The sequence below is a fragment of the Halopseudomonas sp. SMJS2 genome (assembly GCF_029866945.1).
GTDB lineage: Bacteria > Pseudomonadota > Gammaproteobacteria > Pseudomonadales > Pseudomonadaceae > Halopseudomonas > Halopseudomonas bauzanensis.
Window position 1 is genome coordinate 1,545,950 of the sequence record NZ_CP123445.1, and the last position, 24,127, is coordinate 1,570,076.

The 24,127-nt window shown below is 61.3% G+C and carries 14 protein-coding genes and 1 pseudogene; 9 read left to right on the top strand and 6 right to left on the bottom strand.

Annotated features, from left to right (window positions below; genetic code table 11):
* The first annotated feature begins 62 nt into the window (after nucleotides 1–62).
* The 9 genes and pseudogenes from clpX to QAO71_RS07315 all read left to right on the top strand — a co-directional run.
* Nucleotides 63–1,346, top strand: a complete 1,284-nt coding sequence (clpX, locus tag QAO71_RS07275) for an ATP-dependent Clp protease ATP-binding subunit ClpX (protein ID WP_036992337.1) — start codon at nucleotides 63–65, stop codon at nucleotides 1,344–1,346.
* A 185-nt stretch (nucleotides 1,347–1,531) separates the two neighbouring features.
* The gene (lon, locus tag QAO71_RS07280; RefSeq protein ID WP_280165579.1) at nucleotides 1,532–3,931 is read left to right on the top strand and encodes an endopeptidase La; all 2,400 of its coding nucleotides are present in this window, start codon (nucleotides 1,532–1,534) and stop codon (nucleotides 3,929–3,931) included.
* A 211-nt stretch (nucleotides 3,932–4,142) separates the two neighbouring features.
* Complete coding sequence (gene hupB, locus QAO71_RS07285) at nucleotides 4,143–4,415, top strand: nucleoid-associated protein HU-beta (RefSeq protein ID WP_036992334.1); 273 nt, start codon at nucleotides 4,143–4,145, stop codon at nucleotides 4,413–4,415.
* Between the two features lie 225 nt (nucleotides 4,416–4,640).
* Entirely contained in the window at nucleotides 4,641–6,524 is a 1,884-nt protein-coding gene (locus tag QAO71_RS07290; protein WP_051611291.1) for a SurA N-terminal domain-containing protein, read from the top strand.
* A gap of 222 nt (nucleotides 6,525–6,746) precedes the next feature.
* On the top strand, nucleotides 6,747–7,910 hold the full coding sequence (locus QAO71_RS07295; RefSeq protein WP_280165580.1) for an efflux RND transporter periplasmic adaptor subunit: 1,164 nt from the start codon (nucleotides 6,747–6,749) through the stop codon (nucleotides 7,908–7,910).
* Between the two features lie 52 nt (nucleotides 7,911–7,962).
* Entirely contained in the window at nucleotides 7,963–11,052 is a 3,090-nt protein-coding gene (locus tag QAO71_RS07300) for a multidrug efflux RND transporter permease subunit (RefSeq protein WP_280165581.1), read from the top strand.
* Nucleotides 11,052–14,150, top strand: a complete 3,099-nt coding sequence (locus QAO71_RS07305; protein ID WP_136869874.1) for an efflux RND transporter permease subunit — start codon at nucleotides 11,052–11,054, stop codon at nucleotides 14,148–14,150. The genes QAO71_RS07300 and QAO71_RS07305 overlap by 1 nt, the downstream gene beginning before the upstream one ends.
* Nucleotides 14,147–15,574, top strand: a complete 1,428-nt coding sequence (locus QAO71_RS07310; RefSeq protein WP_051611288.1) for an efflux transporter outer membrane subunit — start codon at nucleotides 14,147–14,149, stop codon at nucleotides 15,572–15,574. Before QAO71_RS07305 ends, QAO71_RS07310 begins: the two co-directional genes overlap by 4 nt.
* Before the next feature lie 80 nt (nucleotides 15,575–15,654).
* Nucleotides 15,655–15,777, top strand: a pseudogene (locus QAO71_RS07315) (NAD(P)-dependent alcohol dehydrogenase); the annotation flags it as partial.
* A 51-nt stretch (nucleotides 15,778–15,828) separates the two neighbouring features.
* Here QAO71_RS07315 and fabI read toward each other — a convergent pair.
* Genes fabI through QAO71_RS07345 form a run of 6 tightly spaced genes read right to left on the bottom strand, consistent with a single transcriptional unit; the run spans nucleotide 15,829 to nucleotide 24,077 of the window.
* Nucleotides 15,829–16,629: an enoyl-ACP reductase FabI gene (fabI, locus tag QAO71_RS07320; RefSeq protein ID WP_036992326.1), complete on the bottom strand. Its 801-nt coding sequence runs from the start codon at nucleotides 16,627–16,629 to the stop codon at nucleotides 15,829–15,831.
* Nucleotides 16,630–16,655: 26 nt separating this feature from the next.
* Nucleotides 16,656–18,281, bottom strand: a complete 1,626-nt coding sequence (locus QAO71_RS07325) for an ABC transporter ATP-binding protein (protein ID WP_036992325.1) — start codon at nucleotides 18,279–18,281, stop codon at nucleotides 16,656–16,658.
* Nucleotide 18,282: 1 nt separating this feature from the next.
* Nucleotides 18,283–19,311: an ABC transporter permease gene (locus tag QAO71_RS07330; protein ID WP_036992324.1), complete on the bottom strand. Its 1,029-nt coding sequence runs from the start codon at nucleotides 19,309–19,311 to the stop codon at nucleotides 18,283–18,285.
* A gap of 4 nt (nucleotides 19,312–19,315) precedes the next feature.
* Nucleotides 19,316–20,389 carry a microcin C ABC transporter permease YejB gene (locus QAO71_RS07335; protein WP_036992322.1) on the bottom strand — a complete coding sequence of 358 codons (1,074 nt, stop codon included), beginning with the start codon at nucleotides 20,387–20,389 and terminating at the stop codon, nucleotides 19,316–19,318.
* Nucleotides 20,390–20,391: 2 nt separating this feature from the next.
* Entirely contained in the window at nucleotides 20,392–22,224 is a 1,833-nt protein-coding gene (locus QAO71_RS07340) for an extracellular solute-binding protein (protein ID WP_280165582.1), read from the bottom strand.
* A gap of 17 nt (nucleotides 22,225–22,241) precedes the next feature.
* Nucleotides 22,242–24,077, bottom strand: coding sequence for an extracellular solute-binding protein (locus QAO71_RS07345; protein WP_280165583.1), 1,836 nt, complete (start codon nucleotides 24,075–24,077; stop codon nucleotides 22,242–22,244).
* Nucleotides 24,078–24,127 lie beyond the last annotated feature (50 nt).

The window sequence follows — 24,127 nt, forward strand, 5'->3', positions numbered from 1 at the left end:
TGCAAAGAGGCGTGGCAGCCCCCATCTTTGTTACAAGATTGATCTGCAAGCAGGGGTTTTAGATGACAGATATGACTGGGAAGGGTGATGACAACGGCAAGCTGCTGTATTGCTCCTTCTGTGGCAAAAGCCAGCATGAAGTGCGCAAGCTGATTGCCGGCCCCTCCGTATTTATTTGTGACGAGTGTGTCGATCTGTGTAACGACATCATTCGGGAAGAAGTGCAGGAAAGCCAGAGCGACAGCGGCGAACAGAAGCTGCCATCGCCCATGGAAATCTGCGGCATCCTCGATCAGTACGTGATCGGCCAGCAACAGGCCAAGAAAGTACTGTCGGTTGCGGTATACAACCATTACAAGCGACTGCATCAGCGTGACGGCAAGGATGAAGTCGAGCTGGGCAAGAGCAACATTCTGGTCATCGGCCCCACCGGTTCCGGCAAGACTCTGCTGGCTGAAACCCTGGCGCGCCTGCTGAATGTGCCCTTCACCATTGCCGACGCAACGACGCTGACCGAAGCCGGTTATGTCGGTGAGGATGTCGAGAACATCATTCAGAAGCTGTTGCAGAAGTGCGATTACGATGTGGAAAAAGCCCAGATGGGTATCGTCTACATCGACGAGATCGACAAGATCTCCCGCAAATCGGACAACCCGTCGATCACTCGGGATGTATCGGGTGAGGGTGTGCAGCAGGCATTGCTCAAGCTGATCGAGGGCACCGTGGCGTCGGTGCCGCCGCAGGGTGGCCGCAAGCATCCGCAGCAGGAATTCCTGCAGGTTGATACGCGCAATATCCTGTTCATCTGCGGCGGTGCCTTTGCCGGTCTGGAGAAGGTTATCCGGGACCGCTCGGAGAAGAGCGGCATCGGCTTCAATGCCAGCGTGCGCAGCAAGGATGGCGGCAAGAAGGTGGGTGACACCCTCTTGGAAGTCGAGCCGGAGGATCTGGTGCGTTTCGGCCTGATTCCCGAGTTTGTCGGCCGTCTGCCGGTGATCGCAACCCTGACCGAGCTGGACGAAGACGCGCTGATCCAGATTCTCACGGAACCGAAGAACTCGCTGACCAAGCAGTACGGTCGGCTGTTCGAAATGGAAGACGTGGAGCTCGAGTTCCGTACCGACGCGCTCAAGGCGATCGCGCAACGGGCCTTGACGCGCAAGACCGGCGCCCGTGGCCTGCGCTCGATCCTGGAAAGCGTGCTGCTGGATACCATGTACGAGATCCCGTCGGCCGAGCACGTGAGCAAGGTGGTCATCGACGAAAATGTCATCAACGGCAATGCCAAACCGCTGTTGATGTACGAGTCTGCTGAGCAGCCGCCCAAGGCCATGCCCGAAGACTGAGTGATTCCCGCGCCGCCGTTCTGGCGGCGCGGCTCCCTTCTGTAGTCCATTGATACGCATCCACCCGATTTTGGGCGTGATTGCATCTTGTAATCTGCTCCATGCGCCCTCATCTTGAACCCATGGACATTTTCAAATCCGGGTGCAGGCCTGTGGCTTCACCCCACTGCGAGCGAGCCTAAGTCATGACGACTCTCAGCGATTTTCCGTTATTGCCACTGCGTGACGTGGTGGTGTACCCCAACATGGTCATTCCGCTGTTCGTGGGCCGCGACAAATCCATCGAGGCCCTGGAAGCGGCCATGGTCGCCGACAAGCAGGTTCTGCTGTTGGCTCAGCGCAACCCAGCCGATGACGATCCGACCCGCGACGCTCTGTATGAGCTCGGCACTGTCGCCACCATACTGCAGCTGCTGAAACTGCCCGACGGCACCGTCAAGGTGCTGGTGGAAGGTGAACAGCGCGCCCGGGTTGAGCATGTCGAGGACCTGGAAGGCTACCAACTGGCCAGCGTGACGCTGCTCGAAGAGGATGTGCTCGACGAGCGTGAGGCGCAGGTACTGGTCCGCAGTCTGATGAGCCAGTTCGAGCAGTTCGTCAATCTCGGCAAGAAGATTCCCGCCGAAGCGGTCAGCTCGCTGGCCGGCATTGACGACCCACGGCGGCTGGTCGACACCATGGCAGCGCAGCTCAACCTCAAGGTCGAGCAGAAGCAGGCGATTCTGGAGATTCTCGCGGTGCGCCAGCGCGTTGAGCACGTGCTGGGCGTACTGGATACCGAGATCGATCTGCTACAGGTCGAGAAGCGTATCCGTGGGCGGGTCAAGAAGCAGATGGAGCGCAGCCAGCGCGAGTACTACCTGAACGAGCAGATGAAGGCCATCCAGAAGGAAATGGGCGGTCTCGACGAGGGCAGCAGCGAGCTGGATGAGTTGCAGCGCAAGATCGACGCCTCAGGCATGAGCAAGGAAGCGCTGGACAAGGCCAACGCCGAGCTGGGCAAGCTGAAGATGATGTCGCCAATGTCCGCCGAGGCCACTGTGGTGCGCTCCTATATCGAATGGCTGAGTAACGTGCCGTGGACCAAGTCCAGCCGCGTGCGCCACGATCTCCAGCACGCTGAGAAGGTCCTGGAAAGCGATCATTACGGCCTGGAAGAGGTCAAGGAACGGATTCTTGAGTATCTGGCGGTGCAGAAGCGCGTGCGCAAGCTTAAAGGGCCGGTGCTCTGCCTGGTAGGGCCGCCCGGCGTGGGCAAGACCTCCCTGGGTGAATCACTGGCGCGGGCGACCAACCGCAAGTTCGTACGTATGGCCCTGGGCGGCGTGCGTGATGAGGCGGAGATCCGTGGCCATCGCCGCACCTACATTGGCTCGATGCCGGGCAAGCTGATCCAGAAGATGAGCAAGGCGGGAGTGAAGAACCCGCTGTTCCTGCTCGATGAAATCGACAAGATGGGGCAGGACATGCGCGGCGATCCTTCGTCGGCGCTGCTCGAGGTGCTGGACCCGGAACAGAACCACGCCTTCAGTGATCACTATCTGGAAGTGGACTACGACCTGTCCGACGTCATGTTCATCTGTACCTCGAACTCGATGAATATCCCGGCGCCGCTGCTCGACCGCATGGAAGTGATCCGCATCCCGGGTTATACCGAGGACGAGAAGATCAATATCGCCCAGCGCTATCTGGTGTCCAAGCAGATCAAGAACAATGGTCTGAAGAAAGACGAACTGACCTTCACCACCGAATCGCTGCGGGATCTGATCCGCTATTACACTCGCGAAGCCGGCGTGCGTGGCCTGGAGCGCCAGATTGCCAAAGTCTGCCGCAAGGTGGTGCGTGAGCAGACGGAGAAGGGCGCTCAGGCGGCCGTCACTGTCGATGGCGCGCTGCTGGAGCAGCACCTGGGCGTGCACAAGTTCAAGTACGGCCTGGCCGAGGAGGCGGATCAGATCGGCCAGGTGACCGGGCTGGCCTGGACCCAGGTCGGCGGCGAGCTGCTGAGCATCGAAGCGGCGGTCATGCCGGGCAAGGGGCGCCAGATCAAGACCGGTTCGCTGGGTGATGTGATGCAGGAGTCCATCAGCGCGGCGATGACGGTCGTACGCAGCCGTGCCGCGAGCCTGGGCATCGGTGCCGACTTCCACGAGAAGCACGACGTGCATATCCACGTTCCCGAGGGTGCTACACCAAAGGATGGCCCCAGTGCCGGTATCGGTATGTGTACCGCACTGGTTTCAGCGCTGAGCAGAATTCCGGTGCGTGCCGATGTCGCCATGACCGGTGAGATTACCCTGCGCGGGCAGGTTCTGCCGATCGGTGGCCTGAAGGAGAAATTACTGGCGGCGCACCGTGGCGGCATTCGCACGGTGGTGATTCCCCATGACAATATCAAGGACCTGAGGGAGATTCCCGACAATATCAAGGAGGATATTGAGGTTATCCCGGTAAAATGGATTGACGAGGTGCTGCAGATTGCGCTGCAATACATGCCGGAGCCCTTGAAGGAAGAAGGGGATGGAATCGTCGCCAAGGAAGAGCCTCATAATGCTGACGCGAAAGGGCGCATCAGCACTCATTGATGTTAAGCTAGCCGGCATTGGGTCCAGGCGATGAAGCTTGGCCCATCAGCCATGCTGGCGAAACGGCAAGCATTCCTTGACACGGTTTTTGAGCGCTTGATATAAAGCGTGCTTCGACCCAAGCAGGTATGCTGACTGGCTACAGCGTTGCTAGAACCACAAGCTTACATAACGACTAAACAACTCACTGAAATGTATAAGGGGACTTAGAGTGAACAAGTCTGAATTGATCGATGCCATTGCTGCATCTGCCGATATTCCGAAAGCTGCCGCCGGTCGTGCTCTGGACGCCGTCATCGAGTCCGTTACTGGTGCTCTGAAGGAAGGTGATTCGGTTGTTCTGGTAGGCTTTGGTACCTTTGCCGTCAAAGAGCGCGCTGCCCGTACTGGTCGCAACCCGCAAACTGGCGAGCCGATTGAAATCAGCGCTGCCAAGATTCCCGGCTTCAAGGCTGGTAAAGCACTCAAGGACGCCGTCAACTGATAGCGTCCCGCAACTGACAGGACATGCCGCCATAACACCTGTTGCGGCATGCTTTCGGACTCCTGGTCAGCAGGAAAGACACAGAGGTTCAGTCAGTTCCCGAAAAGGCGCATCAATCCGGTGCGCCTTTTTTTGTTGTACAGAATATGGACGAGCTGGCAGCTCCGCGGGGCCGCCAGTTCTGTCGTCTGATACCACAGACGACCGACAAGCAGATTTGGGGGCATGATGCTGCAAAACATGAGGGACAAGGCGCAGAGCTGGGTCGCGAAAGTGATCGTAGGCGTCATTGTTTTGGTTTTCGCGATGACCGGCTGGGAATCCATCAGCCGTTTCACCAGCAACGACCAGAAGGCAGCCGAGGTCAACGGCACCGTCATCAGCACGGCAGAGTTCGAACAGGCTGTTTCTCTGCAGCGTCGCCAACTGACCCAGCAATTGCAGCAACTGGGCGAACAGTTCGATCCGGACATGATTGACGAGCGACTGTTGCGTGAATCGGTGCTGGAAGGGCTGATCCAGCGTGCCGTTCTGCTGGAGGGCGCCCAGGATGCGAATCTGCGCATCTCCGAGCAGATGGTTGACCACATGTTGTTGAACACGCCGGATTTTCAAACCAATGGCCAATTCGATGCCAACCGGTTCGATGTGGTGATCCGCAACATGGGTATGAGCTCGCGCATGGCGTTCCGCGATCTGGTACGCCAGGAGCTGATGCTCGCGCAGCTGCGTAATGCCTATCAGGCCACATCCTTCGCCACACCAGCTGAGCGGCAGATGCTTGCCCGGCTGGAAAACCAGAGCCGTGACTTTGCGGTGATCGAACTGGACACCGACGCTGCCAGCGTCGAGGTGAGCGATGCGGAGGTGGAGCAGTACTACAACGACAATCAGGCTGATTTCCTCACTGAGGAACAAGTGGTGTTGGAAACCCTGACACTCTCGCGCAGCGACTTCTTCGAGGGCGCCGAGGTGGATGAAGCTGCCCTGGAATCCCTGTACCAGCGCGAGGTTGGCAACCTGACCGAGCAGCGTCGCGCTTCGCATATCCTCTTCGAAGTAAGCGACGATGAGGCGGCTGTTCTGGAAGAGGCTGCGGCGGTCAAGGCGCGGCTCGATGCGGGTGAAGACTTTGCGGCGCTGGCCAAGGAAGTATCGGACGATCCCGGTACGTCGAACAATGGCGGCGATATGGGCTATGTCGAACATGGCAGTTTCGATCCAGCCTTCGACGATGCGCTGTTCGCCCTGGAGGAAAACCAGGTGTCCGAGCCGGTGCGCAGCCGTTTCGGTGTGCATCTGGTCAAGCTGACCGACCTGCAATCGCCGGAAGTACCTTCGCTGGAGTCCATGCGTCCGACGCTGGAGCAGGAGCTCAAGGCCGAGCAGGTAGAGCGTCGCTTTGTCGAGGCTTCGCGGGAGCTGGCGAATCTGGCCTATGAATCCGAAGACCTGGCCGAGCCCGCGCGGATACTGAACGTGGAAGTCGAAACCCACGGCCCGCTGGAGCGCTCCGGTGGGGAAGGCCTGACCGCTAATCCCAGGATCATGGCTGCGGCCTTTGCCGAAGACGTGCTGGTTGATCGGCGTAATAGCCAATTGATCGAGCTGGATGCTGATACTGTGGCGGTGGTACGGGTTAAGGAACACCTGAAGCCGGAGCAGCGGCCGCTGGACGAGGTGCGTGCCGAGATCGCTGACCTGCTGCAGTTCCGCAAAGCCAGCGAGCTGGCGGCTGAACGAGCAGAGCAATGGGTGACGCAACTGGAGCAGGGCGAGCTGGACACCCAGGCGCTGGCCGCTGAGCTGGGTAATGAGTGGCAGGTGCATGAAGCCATAAGCCGTTCCGATCGGGATGTTACTCAGGCGCTGCTGCGTAACGTCTTCACTATGTCGAAACCCGGCTCTACACCGGAGTATGCACACTTCCGTCAGCCTGACGGTAGCCAGTGGATCGTCGAACTGCGTGGTGTCTCGATCCCCGAGGAAGCGCTGGCTGAAGCCGATTCGCCCATGTATGGCGACTACATCGCTGGCCAGACCGGTGAGCAGGACTTCGCTGGCGTCCAGCAACAGCTGCAGGACCAGGCTGATATCGAGCGTTTCTGATTCGCAGTGATGCTGCTCGATAAGAAACCGCATGTCCCTGGGCATGCGGTTTTTTTGTGGCCGTGGGCGTGATTGTTGGTCTTATTTCGATAAATAGAATCGTTTGCAGGTGGCATATCGATCATTTACTGTTGCCGCTGCTCCGCTTGCCCGCCATTATTGACTTGTCGCTATTGCGGCGCTGGGCCTCCGTTTCCTCTCATCCTGGGTTTGTGCTTTTCCATGACCGATTCTCCGTCATTGTCCGTTCGTCACAAGCGCCTGATCGGCATCCTGATATTGCTGTTGATACTGATCGGAATTGGCTACCTGCTGGCCAGGAATCCACCCTCGGCACCCTTACCCCAGCGCAGCGCGTGGAACCAGCCGACTCCGGTGCGGGTCGTCCCTGTGCAGCGCGGCAGCCTCGATGTGCAGATCAGATCCATCGGCACCGTTACCCCGCTCAATTCGGTCACGGTGCGCAGTCGGGTTGACGGGGAGCTTACCCGGGTGCTGTTTACTGAAGGTGCCGAGGTGGAGCAGGGCACCTTGCTGGCCGAGATCGATCCGGCGCCTTATCGGGCCCAGTTGGCCCAGGCCGAAGGTCTGGCTCAGCAAAATCAGGCGCAACTGGCCAACGCCCAGGCGGATCTGGAGTTGTATGAGGGGCTGTACGAGCAGGATTCCATTGCTCGCCAGCAACTGACCAGCCAGCGGGCATTGGTAGAGGAGCTTCGTGGCACGCTCAAGGCCAATGCGGCTCAGGTCGAGGATGCCCGGCTGCAGTTGTCCTGGACCCGGATCGAGGCACCCATCGCCGGCAAGCTGGGCCTGCGCCGCGTAGATGCTGGCAACCTGGTGAGCAGCAGCGACACCGAGGGGCTGGTCAGTATCACCCAGATGCGCCCGATAGCTGTGGAGTTCACCGTGCCGGAACCGGATGTGCCGGCGCTGCGTCGGGCCGTCAGCAGCGGCGAAGCGCTGGCCGTGCAGGCGCTGGACCGCAATGAACAGCAGGTGCTGGCCCGTGGCCAACTGCATACCATGGATAACCAGATCGATATCGCCACCGGCACGTTGCGGGTCAAGGCATTGTTCGAGAATGGCGATGACGAGCTGTTCCCCAACCAGTTCGTCAATGTCCGCCTGCGGTTGCAGACATTGCCTTCGGTAATCACCATCCCCTCGGATGCCGTGCAGTTCGGTTCCAGAGGAACCTATGTCTACGTGATCAATGCGGAAGAAAGCAAGGCCTATACCCGGCTGGTCAAGCTGGGCGCCACTGCTGACGGTAGGGTGGCGGTAACCGAGGGGCTGGAGGAACAGGAGTTGGTGGTGCTGGAAGGGCTCGACCGGCTGCGCGATGGCCGCGAAGTGGTGATTACCGACGAGGCTGCTGGCTGATGAGGTGTCTGATCGCCCTGAAGCCTCTGCCACAGGCCGGGGGCAGCGATAGATGAACAACCTGTCGCGCCCCTTCATCCTGCGCCCGGTTGCCACTTCATTACTGATGCTGGCCTTTCTGATTAGCGGCATCATCGCCTGGCGGATGTTGCCGGTTGCGGCGCTGCCCCAGGTGGACTACCCGATCATTCAGGTATTCACCTTCCAGCCCGGTGCGGGGCCCAAGGTTACCGCACGGACCATTACCGCGCCGCTGGAGCGGCATCTGGGACAGATCCCCGGGCTCGAGCAGATGTCTTCTACCAGTTCCGCTGGTGCCTCGGTGATTACTCTGCAGTTCGGTCTGGCAGTGGATCTCGGAGTGGCGGAGCAGGAGGTGCAGGCGGCGATCAATACCGCTGACAGCCTGCTGCCCAATGATCTGCCGGCGCCGCCGATCTACCGCAAGGTCAACCCGGCCGACGCGCCCATTCTTACCCTGGCCATCACGTCCGATGCGATGCCGTTGCCGCAGATTCATGATCTGGTCGATACCCGCATGGCCCAGAAACTCGCCCAGCTATCAGGGGTAGGTATGGTCAGCCTGGCTGGCGGCCAGCGACCGGCGCTGCGGGTGCAAGCCAATCCCGGGGCGCTGGCCGCCCGCGGTCTCAGTCTGGACGATGTGCGCGTCGCTATCGACGCCACCAACGTCAACCAGCCCAAGGGCAGCTTTGACGGCCCCCACCGCACCACGATGCTGGATGCCAACGACCAGATCCGTTCGGTTGAGGACTACCGCGAGCTGATTCTGGCCTGGCAGGATGGCGCCGCGCTGCGCCTGGGTGACGTGGCCACGATCATCGATGGAGCCGAGGATCGCTTTCTTGCGGCCTGGGCCGATACCCAGCCGGCGGTGTTGCTCAACGTGCAGCGCCAGCCCGGCGCCAACGTCATCGAGGTAGCGGATCGGGTGCAGGCGCTATTGCCGCAGTTGACGGCAACCCTGCCCGCAGCGGTGGATGTGACCATGCTCACCGACCGCACTCAGAGCATCCGCGCGTCGATACGCGATGTGCAGCATGAATTGCTGTTCGCGATATTCCTGGTGGTGCTGGTGACCTTCGCCTTCTTGCGCAGTATCCCCGCCACCATCATTCCCAGCATTGCCGTGCCGTTGTCCCTGATCGGCACCTTCGGTTTCATGTACCTGATGGACTTTTCCATCAACAACCTGACGCTGATGGCGCTGACCATCGCCACCGGCTTCGTGGTGGACGATGCCATCGTCATGCTGGAGAACGTTGCGCGGCACCGGGAGAAGGGCGCTTCGCCAATGGAGGCGGCGCTCAAGGGGGCAGCGGAGATTGGCTTCACCCTGGTCTCGTTGACCCTGTCGCTGATCGCGGTCTTGATTCCGTTGTTGTTCATGGGCGATCTGGTGGGCCGGTTGTTCCATGAGTTTGCGGTGACCCTGGCGGTGGCCATTGCCATCTCGCTGGTGGTATCCCTGACTCTGACGCCGATGATGTGTGCGCGCATGCTGCGCGAGCCGCTGACCCATGATGAGCCAGCTGAGGGGGCGGGGCTGATGAGCCGGACTATCCGCCGCTATGGCGAGTGGCTGGACTGGGCACTGAACCGTCAGCCGCTGATGCTGTTGGTGATGGTGGCGACGGTCGCGCTGACGGCGCTGCTGTATCTTGCGGTGCCCAAGGATTTCTTTCCGGTGCAGGACAGCGGCGTGATCCAGGTGGTGACCGAAGCGCCACAGGATATCTCCTTCGGCGCCATGGGCGAGCGGCAGCAGGCCCTGGCCGCAGCCCTGCTGGACGGCACCGGCGTGGTCAGCCTGTCATCCTTCATCGGCGTGGATGGTACCAACACCAGCCTCAACAGCGGGCGCATGTTCATCAATCTGCCGCCGCACAGTGAACGCAGCGAAACGGTGTTTACCGTCATCGAGCGGCTGCGCCAGCGGGCGGCTGAGGTGGAAGGTATCCAGGCGTGGTTCCAGCCGGTGCAGGAACTGAGCATTGAGGACCGGGTGGCCCGCACCCAGTACCAGTTCACCCTCACCAGCCTCGACAGCGAGACGCTCGGTGAATGGGTGCCACGCATGGTGGATGCCTTGGGGCAGCGGCCGGAACTGGCCGACGTGGCGTCCGACCTGCAGCAGCGCGGCCAGGAACTCTACCTGGAAATTGACCGCGACGCGGCGGCACGCCTCGGCGTGAGTGTATCGACTATCGCCGAGGTACTGCAGAACGCCTTCGGCCAGCGGCAGATCTCCACGCTGTTCACCCAGGCCAACCAGTATCGGGTGGTGCTGGAGATGGACCCGGCGCTAGCTCAGGGGCCGGAGGCGCTGCGCAGCATCTACGTGCCTACCGCCTCGGGCGGTCAGGCTCCCCTGGCTACAGTGGCGCGGCTGCACCAGCGGGCCACGCCGCTGATGGTCAACCATCAGGGACAGTTCCCGGTGGCTACGGTGTCGTTCAATCTGGGCGCGGGTTCATCGCTTGGCCAGGCGGTAGCGGCGATCCAGCAGGTGGAGCAGGAACTGGGCCTGCCGGCGGAGATCGAAACCCGCTTCCAGGGTGCCGCCGAAGCGTTCCAGGCCTCGCTGGCCAACACCCTGTGGTTGATCCTGGCGGCGGTGCTGACCATGTACATCGTGCTGGGCGTGCTCTATGAGAGCACCATCCACCCGATCACCATTCTGTCCACGCTGCCATCGGCAACCGTCGGTGCGCTGTTGGCGCTGCTGGTCAGTGGCCGGGCGCTGGATATGATCGCGGTAGTCGGGGTGGTGTTGTTGATCGGCCTGGTGAAGAAGAACGGCATCATGATGGTGGACTTCGCTCTCGAGGCCCAACGCAACCAGGGCATGACGCCACGGCAGGCGATTCACCGTGCAGCGATGCTGCGTTTCCGGCCGATTCTGATGACTACCCTGGCGGCGCTGTTCGGTGCGGTGCCATTGATGTTGGCCAGCGGCTCGGGCGCCGAGCTGCGCCAGCCGCTGGGGCTGGTAATGGTCGGTGGTTTGCTGGTCAGCCAGGTGCTGACCCTGTTCACCACACCGGTGGTCTATCTGTTCTTTGACCGGCTGAGCCGGCGCCGCAACCCGGCGGGTGCGGACGTGGCGAGTCAGGGCTGATGAATCCCGCACGTCTGTTCATCAGCCGTCCCATCGCCAGCTGTCTGCTGGCTCTGGCCTTCCTGGCCTGTGGTCTGCTGACCTGGCGATTGCTGCCGGTGGCACCGCTGCCGGAGGTGGACTTCCCGGTGATCACGGTCAGTGCCAGTCTGCCGGGCGCCAGCCCGGAAAGCATGGCCACCACCGTCGCTACGCCGCTGGAGCGCGCGCTGGGCAGTATTTCCGGGGTGGTTGCCATTACCTCCAGCAGCAACCAGGGTTCCACCCAGATCATGTTGCAGTTCGAGCTGGACCGGAATATCGATGAGGCGGCGCGGGAGGTGCAGGCTGCCATCAACACCGTCCGCGGCGAGCTGCCCGCTGGTATGCCTGGCAACCCCGAGTACCGCAAGATCAACCCATCCCAGGCGCCAATCATGGCGTTGGCGCTCAGTTCGGCCAATCTGGACTCCAGCGATCTCTATGATGCGGCCTCCACCATCCTCGCGCAGAAACTGGCGCAGATCAGCGGGGTGGGGGAGGTGAACGTTACCGGTGCCTCGCTGCCAGCGGTGCGGGTACAGCTGGACCCGGGCGCCCTGCTGCACAACGGTATCGCCCTGGATGAGGTGCGTAGCGCCATCACCCAGAGCACAGCCTTGTATCCGCTGGGTTTCGTTGAGGATGACGAGCATCGCTGGCGGGTGGGCATCAGCGATTCGCTGCGCACCGCCGAGCAGTATCGGGAGCTGGTAATCCGCCATCAGGACGGTGCCGTGGTGCGGCTGGGCGATCTGGCCACGGTCACCGACTCGGTGGAAAACCGCTACACCAGCGGTTTTCACAATCACCGGCCGGCGGTGATCCTGATGGTCAGCCGCCAGAGCGGTGCCAACATCGTGCGTACCATTGATGCCATCCATGAGCAACTGCCGCAACTCCAGGCGCTGATGCCCACCGACAGTGAATTGGCGGTGGTGATGGACCGCTCACCGGTCATCCGCTCCACGCTCAACGAGGCCCAGTTCACCCTGGTGCTGGCCTCGCTGCTGGTGGTGCTGGTGGTCTGGCTGTTTCTCGGCAGCGCGCGTACCGCGCTGATCCCCTCGGTGGCGCTGCCGGTATCGCTGGTCGGTAGTTTCGTGGTGATGTATTTCTATGGTTTTTCCCTCAACAACCTGTCATTGATGGCGCTGATCGTCGCTGCGGGATTGGTGGTGGACGATGCCATCGTGGTGCTGGAGAACGTCGAGCGGCATATCGAAAATGGCCTGACGCCGTTCCAGGCCGCGTTGAAGGGCACCGGCGAAGTGGGCTTTACCCTGTTGGCGATGAACGTGGCGCTGGTGGTGGTATTCGTCTCCATTCTGTTCATGGGTGGGATAGTTGAGCGGCTGTTCCGCGAATTCTCCATTACCTTGGCTGCGGCCATGCTCATTTCACTCTTGGTGTCCCTGACCCTGACCCCGAGCCTCTGCGCGCTGTGGTTGAAAAGCCGGGCCGAGCAGACCCCCGGGGTGGTGGCGCGGTACAGCGAAAGCCTGTTCAGCGATTTGCGTGAGGGCTACCAGAACACCCTCGATTGGGCGTTGCGCCACGGCGTGCTGATCCTGTTGGCCCTGGCGGCGGTGATCGCCAGCAATGCCTGGCTGTATGTGAACATTACCAAGGAAACCCTGCCGCAGCAGGACACCGGCCAGATCCGCGGCTTCGTGCGGGGCGATGACGGTTTCTCATTCCGCGTCATGCAGCCAAAGATCGAGGCCTACCGGCAGTTCATTCTGGCTGACCCGGCGGTGCAGGATCTTACCGGGACCAGCGGCGGCGCCAGTGGCACCACCAATGCCCAACTGTCGATCAATCTCAAACCCCTGGAAGAGCGGGGCGTGTCTGCCCAACAGGTGATCGAGCGGCTGCGGCAGAACCCGCCGCAGATTCCCGGTGCCATTATGTTCCTTATGGTGGACCAGGATATCTATCTCGGCTCACCGTTTCGCCGCAGCGAACACGAAGTGGTATTGCGCTCCGATTCCCTGGAGGACCTGAAAATATGGTCGCAACGGGTGTCCGAAGGCATGCAGGAGTTGCCTGAACTGGTGGATGTTGACGCCGCGGGCGGTGAAGAGACTCGCCAGGTAATGCTCGATATTGATCGTGAGGCCGCTCGCCGCCTTGGCGTTGACATGGCGACCATTGCCTCGGTCCTCAATAACTCCTTCTCCCAACGCCAGGTAGCGACGCTGTACGATGAACTGAATCAGTATCGGGTGGTGATGGAACTCGACCCGCGCTATACCGAAGACCCGGCGGTATTGGCTCAGATCGAAGTGATCACCAATGCTGGCACCCGAGTTCCGCTGTCCGCTTTCGCCAGCTGGGATTACGGCATGGCCAGCGATCGGGTACGGCATGATGGGCAGTTTGCCTCGGTGGGTGTCGGTTATGCTTTGGCCCCGGGCGTAACGGCCTATGAGGCGGAGCAGGCCATTGACCGATTGCTCGGTGAGATCATGCTGCCGACCAGTGTGCATACGGTGCCGGCCTCGTCCGGGCGGCCGGATTTCAGCGTCAATCTGAACCAGCCCTGGCTGTTGCTGTGGGTAGTGCTGGCGGTCTATCTGGTGCTGGGAGTGTTGTACGAAAGCACCCTGCATCCGCTGACGATCCTCTCGACCCTGCCCTCAGCCGGAGTCGGTGCGCTGCTGGCACTGAATCTGAGCGGCACGAATTTCAGCCTGATCGCGCTGCTGGGGCTGTTCCTGCTCATCGGCGTGGTGATGAAGAATGCCATCATGATGATCGACTTCGCCCTGGACGCCCAGCGCCGTGATGGTCTGCCACCCCAGGCGGCGATCCGCCGTGCTGCCGTCCTGCGGCTGCGCCCGATCCTGATGACCAACCTCGCCGGCCTGCTCGGCGCTGTGCCGCTGGTGCTGGGCTTTGGCGAGGGGGCCGAGATGCGTCGGCCGCTGGGCATCACCATTATCGGCGGTCTGGCGGTCAGCCAATTGCTGACCCTGTACACCACACCCGTCATCTATCTATACCTGGAGCGCTTGCGCCAGCGCGTGCTGCGGCACCGGGAGCAACCGGCCGACTCAATGAATCCATCGCCATGAAAATACTGCCGCTGTCCATAACCCTGCTTGCCGTTCTGTTGTCTGCCTGTACTGTGGGGCCGGACTACATCCAGCCCGAGACCGTGGACACCGCCACCATTCGGCACCAGGAGGGCTGGCAGCCGATGCCGGCGCAAAGCTGGGCGGCCAGTGGCAACTGGTGGCTGGCTTTCGAGGATGACACCCTGACGGCGCTGGTTGAGCGCAGCACCCAGGCGAACCAGACCCTGGCCCAGGCCGAGGCCCGCTTCCGCGCCGCCGAGGCCCAGTGGCGGCTGGCCCGCGGCGGTCTGAGCCCCGAGGTAGGCGCCACGGTAGGCGGCAGCCGTAGCGGTGGCAGTGGGGACACCGGGCGATCCGCTACCGAGCAATACGATGCCCGCCTGCAGATCGGCTGGGCCCCGGACCTCTGGGGACGGGTGCGGCGGGGGATCGAGGCGGATCAGGCCAGCCTGCAGGCCAGCGCCGCCGACCTGGCCGCGGCCCGGCTTGCCATCCAGGTGGCCGCGGCCGGCGCTTACGTCAATCTGCGTGCGCTGGATCGTCAGCAGGATATTCTCAACGAGACCATGGTGGCATATGACCGCTCCGCGACCCTGACGCGCAACCAGTATGACGCCGGCATCGTCTCCCGGGCCGATGTGATCCAGGCCGAGACCCAACGCCAGTCGCTGCGTACCGAGATGTATGATCTGCAGGCTGCTCGTGCCCGGGAACAGAATGCCCTGGCCGCCCTGCTGGGGATCGCACCGGCCAAACTGGATCTACAAGAGGAGGGGGAGCGCCTGCCGGCCATCCCCGCCTTGCCGCAAAGCCTGCCTGCCGTATTGATTGCCCGGCGTCCGGATGTGATCGCCGCCGAGCGCCTGGTCGCCGCAGCCAACGCCCAGATCGGCGTAGCCCAGACCGCCTGGCTGCCGGACTTGACCTTGGATGTGTGGGGCGGCGTGCAGAGCGGCAGCTTCAGCGGATTGTTCGACGCTCCGGCCAGGGTCTGGTCATTGGGGCCGAGCCTGGCCCAGACGCTGTTCGATGGTGGGCAGCGTGCGGCAACCCGGGACATCGCTATCGCACGCTATGATGAACAGGCGGCTTTCTACCGTCAGACCGTGCTCGACAGCCTGCAGGAACTGGAAGATGCGCTGGCCACGCTGCAGATCCTTGCGGAGAAAACCGAGCAGCAGGATGCGCTGCTGCAACTGGCCCTGGAAAACGAACGGGTGATCACCAACCGCTATCGTGCGGGGCAGGTCTCCTTCCTCGAAGTGGCCACGGCGCAGAACATTACCTTGAGTACCCGGCGAGTGGCGGTGGACATTCATGCGGAGAGATTGGCGGCTACGCTGCAACTGGCGGCAATCATCGGCGGTGGCTGGGATCTGGACGATCCGGTGATCCAATCGGTGACCGGCCCGAATCATTGATGAAAAACCTCAAGGATTCATGAAGACCACACAGGCGAATCAAATCCGCTTGTTTCTGTAAGGCTGCCATTCAGACGACGAAGTACGGCATCGTGTCGGATATCGAGATGATCCGCGCCGATGAGGTCAATGAAGCCTACGAGCGCATGATCCGGGGGGATGTGAAGTACCGCTTTGTGATGGATAACGCCACCCTGGGCTAGGGTGAGCGCTACAGACGCTTGCAGCCGCCGTCTGGCGGCTGCAAGTACCGCTTATTCCTGGTCGACGCTGCCCATGGCAGTGATGTTGAAACCACCGTCCACGTACAGGATCTCACCAGAGATGCCGGAGGCCAGGTCCGAGCACAGGAAGGCACCGGCATTGCCGACTTCTTCGATGGTCACGTTACGACGCAGCGGGGTGCGGGCTTCGTTGTACGCCAGCATCTTGCGGAAGCTCTTGATGCCCGAGGCAGCCAGGGTACGGATCGGGCCAGCGGAGATGGCGTTGACGCGGATGCCGTCCTCGCCCAGGCTGTTGGCCAGGTAGCGCACGCCGGCTTCCAGGCTGGCTTTGGCCATGCCCATGACGTTGTAGTTGGGCATGGTGCGTACGGCGCCCAGGTAGGTCAGGGTCAGCAGGTTGCCGTTGCGCTTTTTCAGCAGCTCACGGCCGCCCTTGGCCAGCGCGATGAAGCTGTAGGCGCTGATGTCGTGGGCAATCTTGTAGCCATCACGGGTGGTTGCTTCGGTGAAGTCGCCATCCAGCTGGTCGCCAGGGGCAAAGCCCACCGAGTGCACGATACAGTCGATACCATCGGGCCATTTCTTGCTCAGCTCGGCGAACACCTGCTCGATCTGGGCATCATCGGCCACGTCACAGGGGAAGCACATGTCCGCACTGGAACCCCAGTCGCTGGCGAAACCTTCGACGCGGCCCTTGAGCTTGTCGTTCTGGTAGGTGAAGGCCAGCTCAGCACCTTCGCGGTGCATGGCCGCGGCAATACCCGACGCGATGGACAGTTTGCTGGCAACACCAACGATGAGTACGCGTTTTCCGCTTAGAAATCCCATGTTCTTTTCCTGTTTTGCAAAGGGCCTCAAACCGAGGCCGACTTATCGGATACCGGGTGGGCGAAGGCCGCCTCCAACAGCTGACGGGTATAGTCATGCTGCGGCGAGGCGAAGATTCGCTCGGCCGGTCCCTGTTCTACGATTTCACCCTGGCGTATGACCATCAGCTGATGACTGAGGGCCCTGACCACCGCCAGGTCGTGGCTTATGAACAGATAACTCAGATTGTGCTTGCGCTGCAGTTCACGCAGCAGTTCGACCACCTGGCTCTGCACCGTGCGGTCCAGTGCCGAGGTCGGTTCATCCAGCAATATCAGCGACGGCTTCAACACCAGCGCCCTAGCGATGGCGATGCGCTGGCGCTGCCCCCCCGAGAACTCATGGGGATAGCGGTGCCGGGCGTCCGGGTCCAGGCCGACTTCCTGCATGGCCTGGATCACCATCTGCTCGCGCTCCTGCGGCGTGCCGATACGGTGGATCTCCAATCCCTCGCTGATGATCTGCGCAATCGACATGCGCGGACTCAGACTGCCGAAGGGGTCCTGAAACACCACCTGGAACTGCCGCCGCACCGGTCGCACCGCCCGCTGATCGAGCCCATCCAGCCGCTGGCCGTTGCATTCTATCAGCCCTTGGCTTTCAGTGAGCCGCAACAATGCCATGCCCAGCGTGGTCTTGCCCGAGCCGCTTTCACCGACGATACCCAGGGTCTGTCCGCGCTGCAGGCTGAAACTGGCATCGGTCACTGCCTTCACATGATCCACGGTGCGCTTGAACACGCCCTGGCGGATCGGAAACCACACCCGCAGCTGCTCGGCCCGCATCACCAACGGCGCCGCCGGATCGGCCGGTACCGGCTCGCCCGACGGGTCTGCAGCCAGCAACTGCCGGGTATATTCATGCTGCGGCCGGGTGAAGAGTTCCGCACAATCATTCTCTTCGACGACCTGACCCTGATACATGACACATACCCGGTGGGCTATTTTACGCACCAGGTTCAGGTCGTGACTGATCAGCAGCAGGGCCATGCCCAATTTCTGCTGCAGGGACTGGAGTAACTCGAGAATCTTCAGCTGCACCGTGACATCAAGTGCGGTGGTCGGCTCGTCGGCGATCAGCAGTTCCGGCTCGTTGGCCAGCGCCATGGCGATCATTACCCGCTGGCGCTGGCCGCCGGAGAGCTCGTGGGGATAACTCTTCAGGCGTTGGGCCGGATCGGGAATGCCCACGAGGTCAAGCAGTTCGAGGGTGCGCGCGCGGGCAGCCTGCTTGTCCAGCCCCTTGTGCAGGAACAATACCTCGTTGATCTGCCGCTCCACCGTGTGCAACGGGTTCAGTGAGCTCATCGGCTCCTGGAAGATCATCGAGATGCGGTTGCCGCGCACCTTGCGCAGTTGCTTTTCCGGCGCGCTGAGCAGGTCTTCGTCCTGGTACAGGACGCGGCCGCTCGGATGCCGTGCCTGGGGGTAGGGCAGCAAGCGCAGGATGGAATGGGCAGTCACCGACTTGCCCGAGCCGCTTTCGCCTACCAGGGCCAGGGTTTCACCCGGGCGGATATCGAAACTGACGCCGCGCACGGCCTGGATTTCCTGCTTCTCGCTGGCAAAGGCCACGCTGAGATTGTCGATCCGTATCAATGGCTGTTCGGTCATGTCATTTCCTCGGGTCGAAGGCATCGCGCAGGGCTTCGCCGATGAACACCAGCAGCGACAGCATCACTGACAACACCACGAAGGCGGTCAGGCCCAGCCAGGGCGCTTGCAGGTTGGCCTTGCCCTGGGCAATCAGCTCGCCCAGCGACGGCGATCCGGGTGGCAGGCCGAAGCCGAGAAAGTCCAGCGACGTCAGGGTAATCACCCCGCCGGTAAGAATGAACGGGAAGAAGGTCAGGGTGGCGACCATGGCGTTGGGCAGGATATGCCGGAACATGATGGTGCCGTTACCGGCGCCCAAGGCGCGGGCGGCGCGCACGTATTCCAGGTTGCGCCCGCGCAGGAACTCGGCGCGCACCACGTCGACCAGCGCCATCCAGGAGAACAGCAGCATGATGCCCAGCAGCCACCAGAAGTTCGGCTGCACGAAGCTGGCCAGGATGATCAGCAGATAGAGCACCGGCAGACCCGACCAGACTTCGATGAAGCGTTGGCCGAACAGGTCGATGCGCCCCCCGTAGAAGCCTTGCACTGCGCCGGCGATGACGCCGATGATCGAGCTGAGAATGGTCAGGGTCAGGGCGAACAGCACCGAGATGCGAAAGCCGTAGATGACCCGCGACATCACATCCCGCGCCTGATCGTCGGTGCCCAGCCAGTTGTCCGCCGAGGGCGGCGCGGGGGCGGGCACCTGCAGGTCATAGTTGATGGTGTCGTAGTGATAGGGGATCGGTGGCCATAGCATCCAGCCGCCAGCGTCCTCGATCAGTTCCCGTACATAGGGGCTGCGGTAGTCGGCCTCGATGGGAAACTCGCCACCGAACTCGGTTTCCGCGTAGCGCTTGAAGACCGGGAAGTAGAGTTCATCCTGATGGCTCAGCAGCAGCGGTTTGTCGTTGGCGATGAACTCGGCGCCCAGGCTGAGTACGAACAGCACCATGAACACATGCAATGACCACCAGCCTCGGCGGTTGGCCCGGAAGCGGGCGAAGCGGCGACGGTTGAGCGGTGATAACTGAAAACGCGGCATCGACTCAACCCTCCCGGCTTTCGAAGTCGATCCGTGGATCAACCAGGGTATAGGCGATGTCGCCGATCAGCTTTACCACCAGCCCCAGCAGGGTAAAGATGTACAGAGTGCCGAACATCAAGGGGTAATCGCGGTTGATTGCTGCCTCGAAGCCGAGCAGTCCCAGGCCATCCAGGGAGAAGATCACCTCGATCAGCAGAGCGCCGGTGAAGAACACACTGATCAATGCCGAGGGAAAGCCGGCGATGATCAGCAACATGGCGTTGCGAAACACATGGCCATAGAGCACACGATTTTCCGATAACCCCTTGGCCCGGGCGGTAGTCACGTACTGCTTGCCGATTTCATCCAGAAAGCAGTTCTTGGTCAGCATGGTCAGGGTGGCGAAGCTGCCGATGACCATGGCCGTGATCGGCAGAACCAGGTGCCACAGGTAGTCGGTGATCTTGCCCCAGGTATCCAGCTCCTCCCAATTGTTGGAGGTCAGCCCGCGCAGTGGAAACCAGTCGAAATAGCTGCCGCCGGCAAATACCACGATCAGCAGGATGGCCAGCAGGAAACCGGGGATGGCGTAGCCAACGATGATCAGCGAGCTGGTCCAGACATCGAAGGCCGAGCCGTGGCGGATGGCCTTGCGGATGCCCAGGGGGATGGATATCAGATAGGTGAGCAGGGTAGTCCATAGCCCGAGGGAAATGGATACCGGCATCTTCTCGATGATCAGGTCGATGACGCTGGCATCGCGAAAGAAGCTGTCGCCGAAATCGAAGGTCAGATAACCCTTGATCATCAGCCAGAAGCGTTCATGGGCCGGCTTGTCGAAGCCGTACATGCGCTCGATCTCGGCGATGATCTCCGGGTCCAGACCTTGGGCGCCGCGATAATTGCCACCGCTGGACACCTCGCCCTGGGCGCTGCCGCCAATCCGGCTGGTAGCCCCTTCGAAGCCCTCCAGATTGGCGATCATCTGCTCCACCGGGCCGCCGGGGGCGGCCTGGATGATGAGAAAGTTGATCAGCAGAATGCCGAACAGGGTCGGGATGATCAGCAACAGACGCCGAATGATGTAGGCGAGCATGCTCAGGGCTCCTGCTCTGCGGTCGGCAGCACCGATACCGGGTCCGGCGCGCCGGGCTTGACCCACCAGGTGTACATGCCTACATCGTATTTGGGCGGCTGGCTGGGATGGGCGAACTTGTCCCAGTAGGCCACGCGGTAGACCGGCGTGTGGTAATTGGGCACCAGGTAATGGCCGGCGCGCAGCACCCGATCCAGGGCGCGGGTGTGGGTGATCAGCTCGGCTCGCGAATCCGCGATGATCAAGCCATCCACCAACTGGTCGATAGCCGGGTCGCGCAGGCCGATGAGATTGCGGCTACCGGGGTTGTCGGCGCTGGAGGAGTGCCAGTATTCACGCTGCTCGTTACCCGGTGAATTGGATTGTGGAAAGCTGGTGACTACCATGTCGAAATCCCTTGAACGCAGCCGATTTACATACTGCGAAACATCGATGCGGCGCAGCTGCATATCGATCCCCAGGGAGGCCAGGTTGCGTTTGAAGGGCAGCAACACCCGCTCGAAATCGGCCTGGATCAGCAGGAACTCGAAGCTCAGCGGGACGCCATCGGCATTGATCAACTGATCGTTCTCGATTCGCCAGCCGGCCTCCTGCAGCAGGTCGTAGGCCTGGCGGCGCTGATCGCGGATACTGCCGCTGCCATCGGTCTGCGGAGGTAGATAGGCGCTATCGAACACGGTCTTGGACAGCTGTTCGCGCAATGGTTCCAGCAGCGCGAGTTCATCTTCTCCAGGCAAGCCATCGGCCGCCAGTTCGGAGTTGCCGAAGTAGCTGGCACTGCGCGTGTAGGCCCCATGGAACAGACGCTCATTGGCCCATTCGAAGTCGAATAGCAGGGCGATTGCCTGGCGTACGCGAACATCCTGGAAGTAGGGCTTGCGCAGATTGAAGATGAAGCCCTGCATGCCTTGGGTGTTCTGGTTGGCGATCTCTTCCTTGATGATGCGACCTTGGCTCAGCGCCGGGCTGTCGTAGCCAGTGGCCCAGTTCTTGGCGCTGAACTCCAGGTTGAAATCCAGTTGAGCGGCCTTGAACGCCTCCAGGGCGACGCCGGTATCGCGATAATAGTCCACCACCACGCGGTCGAAGTTGTAGAAGCCCTTGCGCACCGGCAACTCGGCCGCCCAATAATCGGTGATCCGCTCGAAGGTCACCGAGCGGCCGGGACGTACCTGCCCGATGCGGTAGGGGCCGCTGCCCAGCGGCCGCTCCAGACCGTTACGGGTGAAGTCCCGGTCGGCCCAATAATGTGCTGGTAGCACTGGCAATTGACCCAGCACCATCGGCAACTCACGGTTATTACCATGGTGGAAATGGAAGGTCACGCTGCGCTCGGTGTCGGCCACCACTTCCTTTACGTCGGCGTAATAGGCCTGGTAGAAGGGTGCACCCTGTTCTATCAGGGTGTTGAAGGTGAATACCACATCGGCCGCAGTGACCGGCTCGCCATCATGAAAGCGGGCTTCGGGGCGCAGGTGGAAACGTACCCAGGTATTGTCGGCTGCCCGCTCGATGCGCTCGGCCAGCAGGCCGTATTCGGAGAAGGGTTCATCCAGCGACTGTACCGTAAGGGTGTCATAGATCAGGCCGAGCTCACTGGCGGCCGTGCCGCGGCTGATGAAGCCGTTGAAGGAGTCGAAACTGCCGAACCCGGACAATCGCAAGGTGCCGCCTTTGGGGGCCTGGGGATTGACGTAGTCGAAGTGGGAAAAGTCTTCCGGGTACTTCGGCGGCTCGCCGTACAGGGTCAATGCATGGCCGCCGGGCGCGGCGATGGCAATGGTCGATGCTGCCAGCAGCAGGCATCCCAGACAGGTCTTCAAGGTGTCGAACATCGAGATGGCCTTCCTGTTCAGTCGGTCTTGTTATCTATCCACCAACTGCGGATGGACAATGAATAGGGTGGAGTCGTCAATGACCGCAGCGTACTTCGATGGGCAATGCGGTGGTAGTTTATATACCAGTTTGGAATTGTATAGTGCTCCCATAGCAACACCCGGTCGATGGCCTTGGCGGCGGCGATCTGCTTGGTGCGGGTATTGGCGGCCAGAAGTGTGCCCAGTAGCTCGTCGATGATCGGGTTGGCGATACCGGCATAGTTGCGGCTGCCCTTGACGTCGCGCTGGGAGGAATGGAAATAGACATGCTGCTCATATCCTGGAGACAGCGTCTGCGGCAGCGTGGTGAGGATCATGTCGAAGTCGAACTGATCCAGCCGGGCCTTGTACTGGGCTCGGTCAACCGTGCGGATGCGCAAGTCGATACCCAGCCGGGCCAGGTTGGTGCTCCAAGGCAGCAGGATGCGCTCCAGGCTCGGGTTGACCAGCAATACCTCGAAGGTCAGTGGCCGGCCTGCGGCGTTCTGCAGTCGTCCATTACGCAGGGTCCAACCGGCTTCGGCGAACAGCTCCACCGCCTGGCGCAGCGTGTCACGCGGGATACCCCGGCCATCGGTGGTTGGCAGGCTGTAGGGCTGCAGAAACAGCTCGCTGGGTAGCTGGTCACGGTATTCGGACAGATAGAGAAATTCCTGGCCGGCCGGCAAATCAGTGGCGCTGAAAGGGCTGTTGGGGTAGTAGCTCAGTGAGCGCTGGTAGGCATCGTAGAACAGCACCCGGTTGGACCATTCGAAGTCGAACAGCATGCCGAGCGCCTGGCGCACCAGGCGCTGATCGAAGGGGCTGCGCCGGGTATTGAAGAACAACGCCTGGGTCGAAGCCGGAATCTCGTGTTTGATGGCCCGCTTGATTACCGCACCGGAGGTCACCGCTGGAAAGTCGTAGGCGTTGGCCCAGTTGCTGGCCTTGTGATCAAGATAGATGTCGAACTCTCCGGCCTTGAAGGCTTCGAAGGCAACGTTGTTGTCGCGATAGAACTCCACTTCCAGGCGGTCGACGTTGTACTTGCCGCGGTTGACCGGAAGGTCCTTGCCCCAATAATCCTTCACCCGCTGGAATACCACTCGACGTCCTGGCATGACCTGCGTGATGCGGTAGGGGCCGCTGTTCAACGCCGGTTCGAAGGTGGTCGCGGTAAAGTCGCGGTCACGCCAATAGTGTTCGGGCAGCACCGGCAGCTCTCCCAGGCGCAGGATCAGCAGTGGGTTGTTGCTGCTCTTGAAGATGAAGCGAATACGGTGGGTGCCGAGCAGGTCGATGCGCTCGACCTCCTGCAACATGGCGCGATAGTTGGGGTGCCCCTGTTCGCTCAGCAGCCGGTAGCTGAAGGCGACATCGTGGGCGGTGATCGGCCGGCCGTCATGGAAGCGTGCCTGGGGCCGCAGATTGAATACCACCCAGCTGCGGTCGTCGGAGAACTCCAGGGTTTCAGCGATCAGGCCATAGGCGGAATAGGGTTCGTCGCCCGACGGGTCATAAATGCCATTGCCAACCATCAGCGGCTCGTTCAGCTCGCTGATGCCGTATTGATAGAAATTGCCGGTACTGATCGGGCTGGTGCCCTTGAGGGTGTAGGGGTTGAGGGTGTCGAAAGTGCCGCTGCCCATTACCCGCAGCGTGCCACCCTTGGGCGCGTCGGGGTTGACATAGTCGAGGTGGGTGAAGTCCCTGGTGTACTTGGGCTGACCGAAGACTGCATAACCATGCTGTTTATAGACGGCCGCGCTTGCCGCGGGGCAGAGCAGGGTAATCAGTAGCAGGGCATAAAGCAGTTTCAGCGGCAAGATCATGGCATTCGCGTAACCGGGGAAGCTGTAAAGCTAACATCCCCCGGCTATAA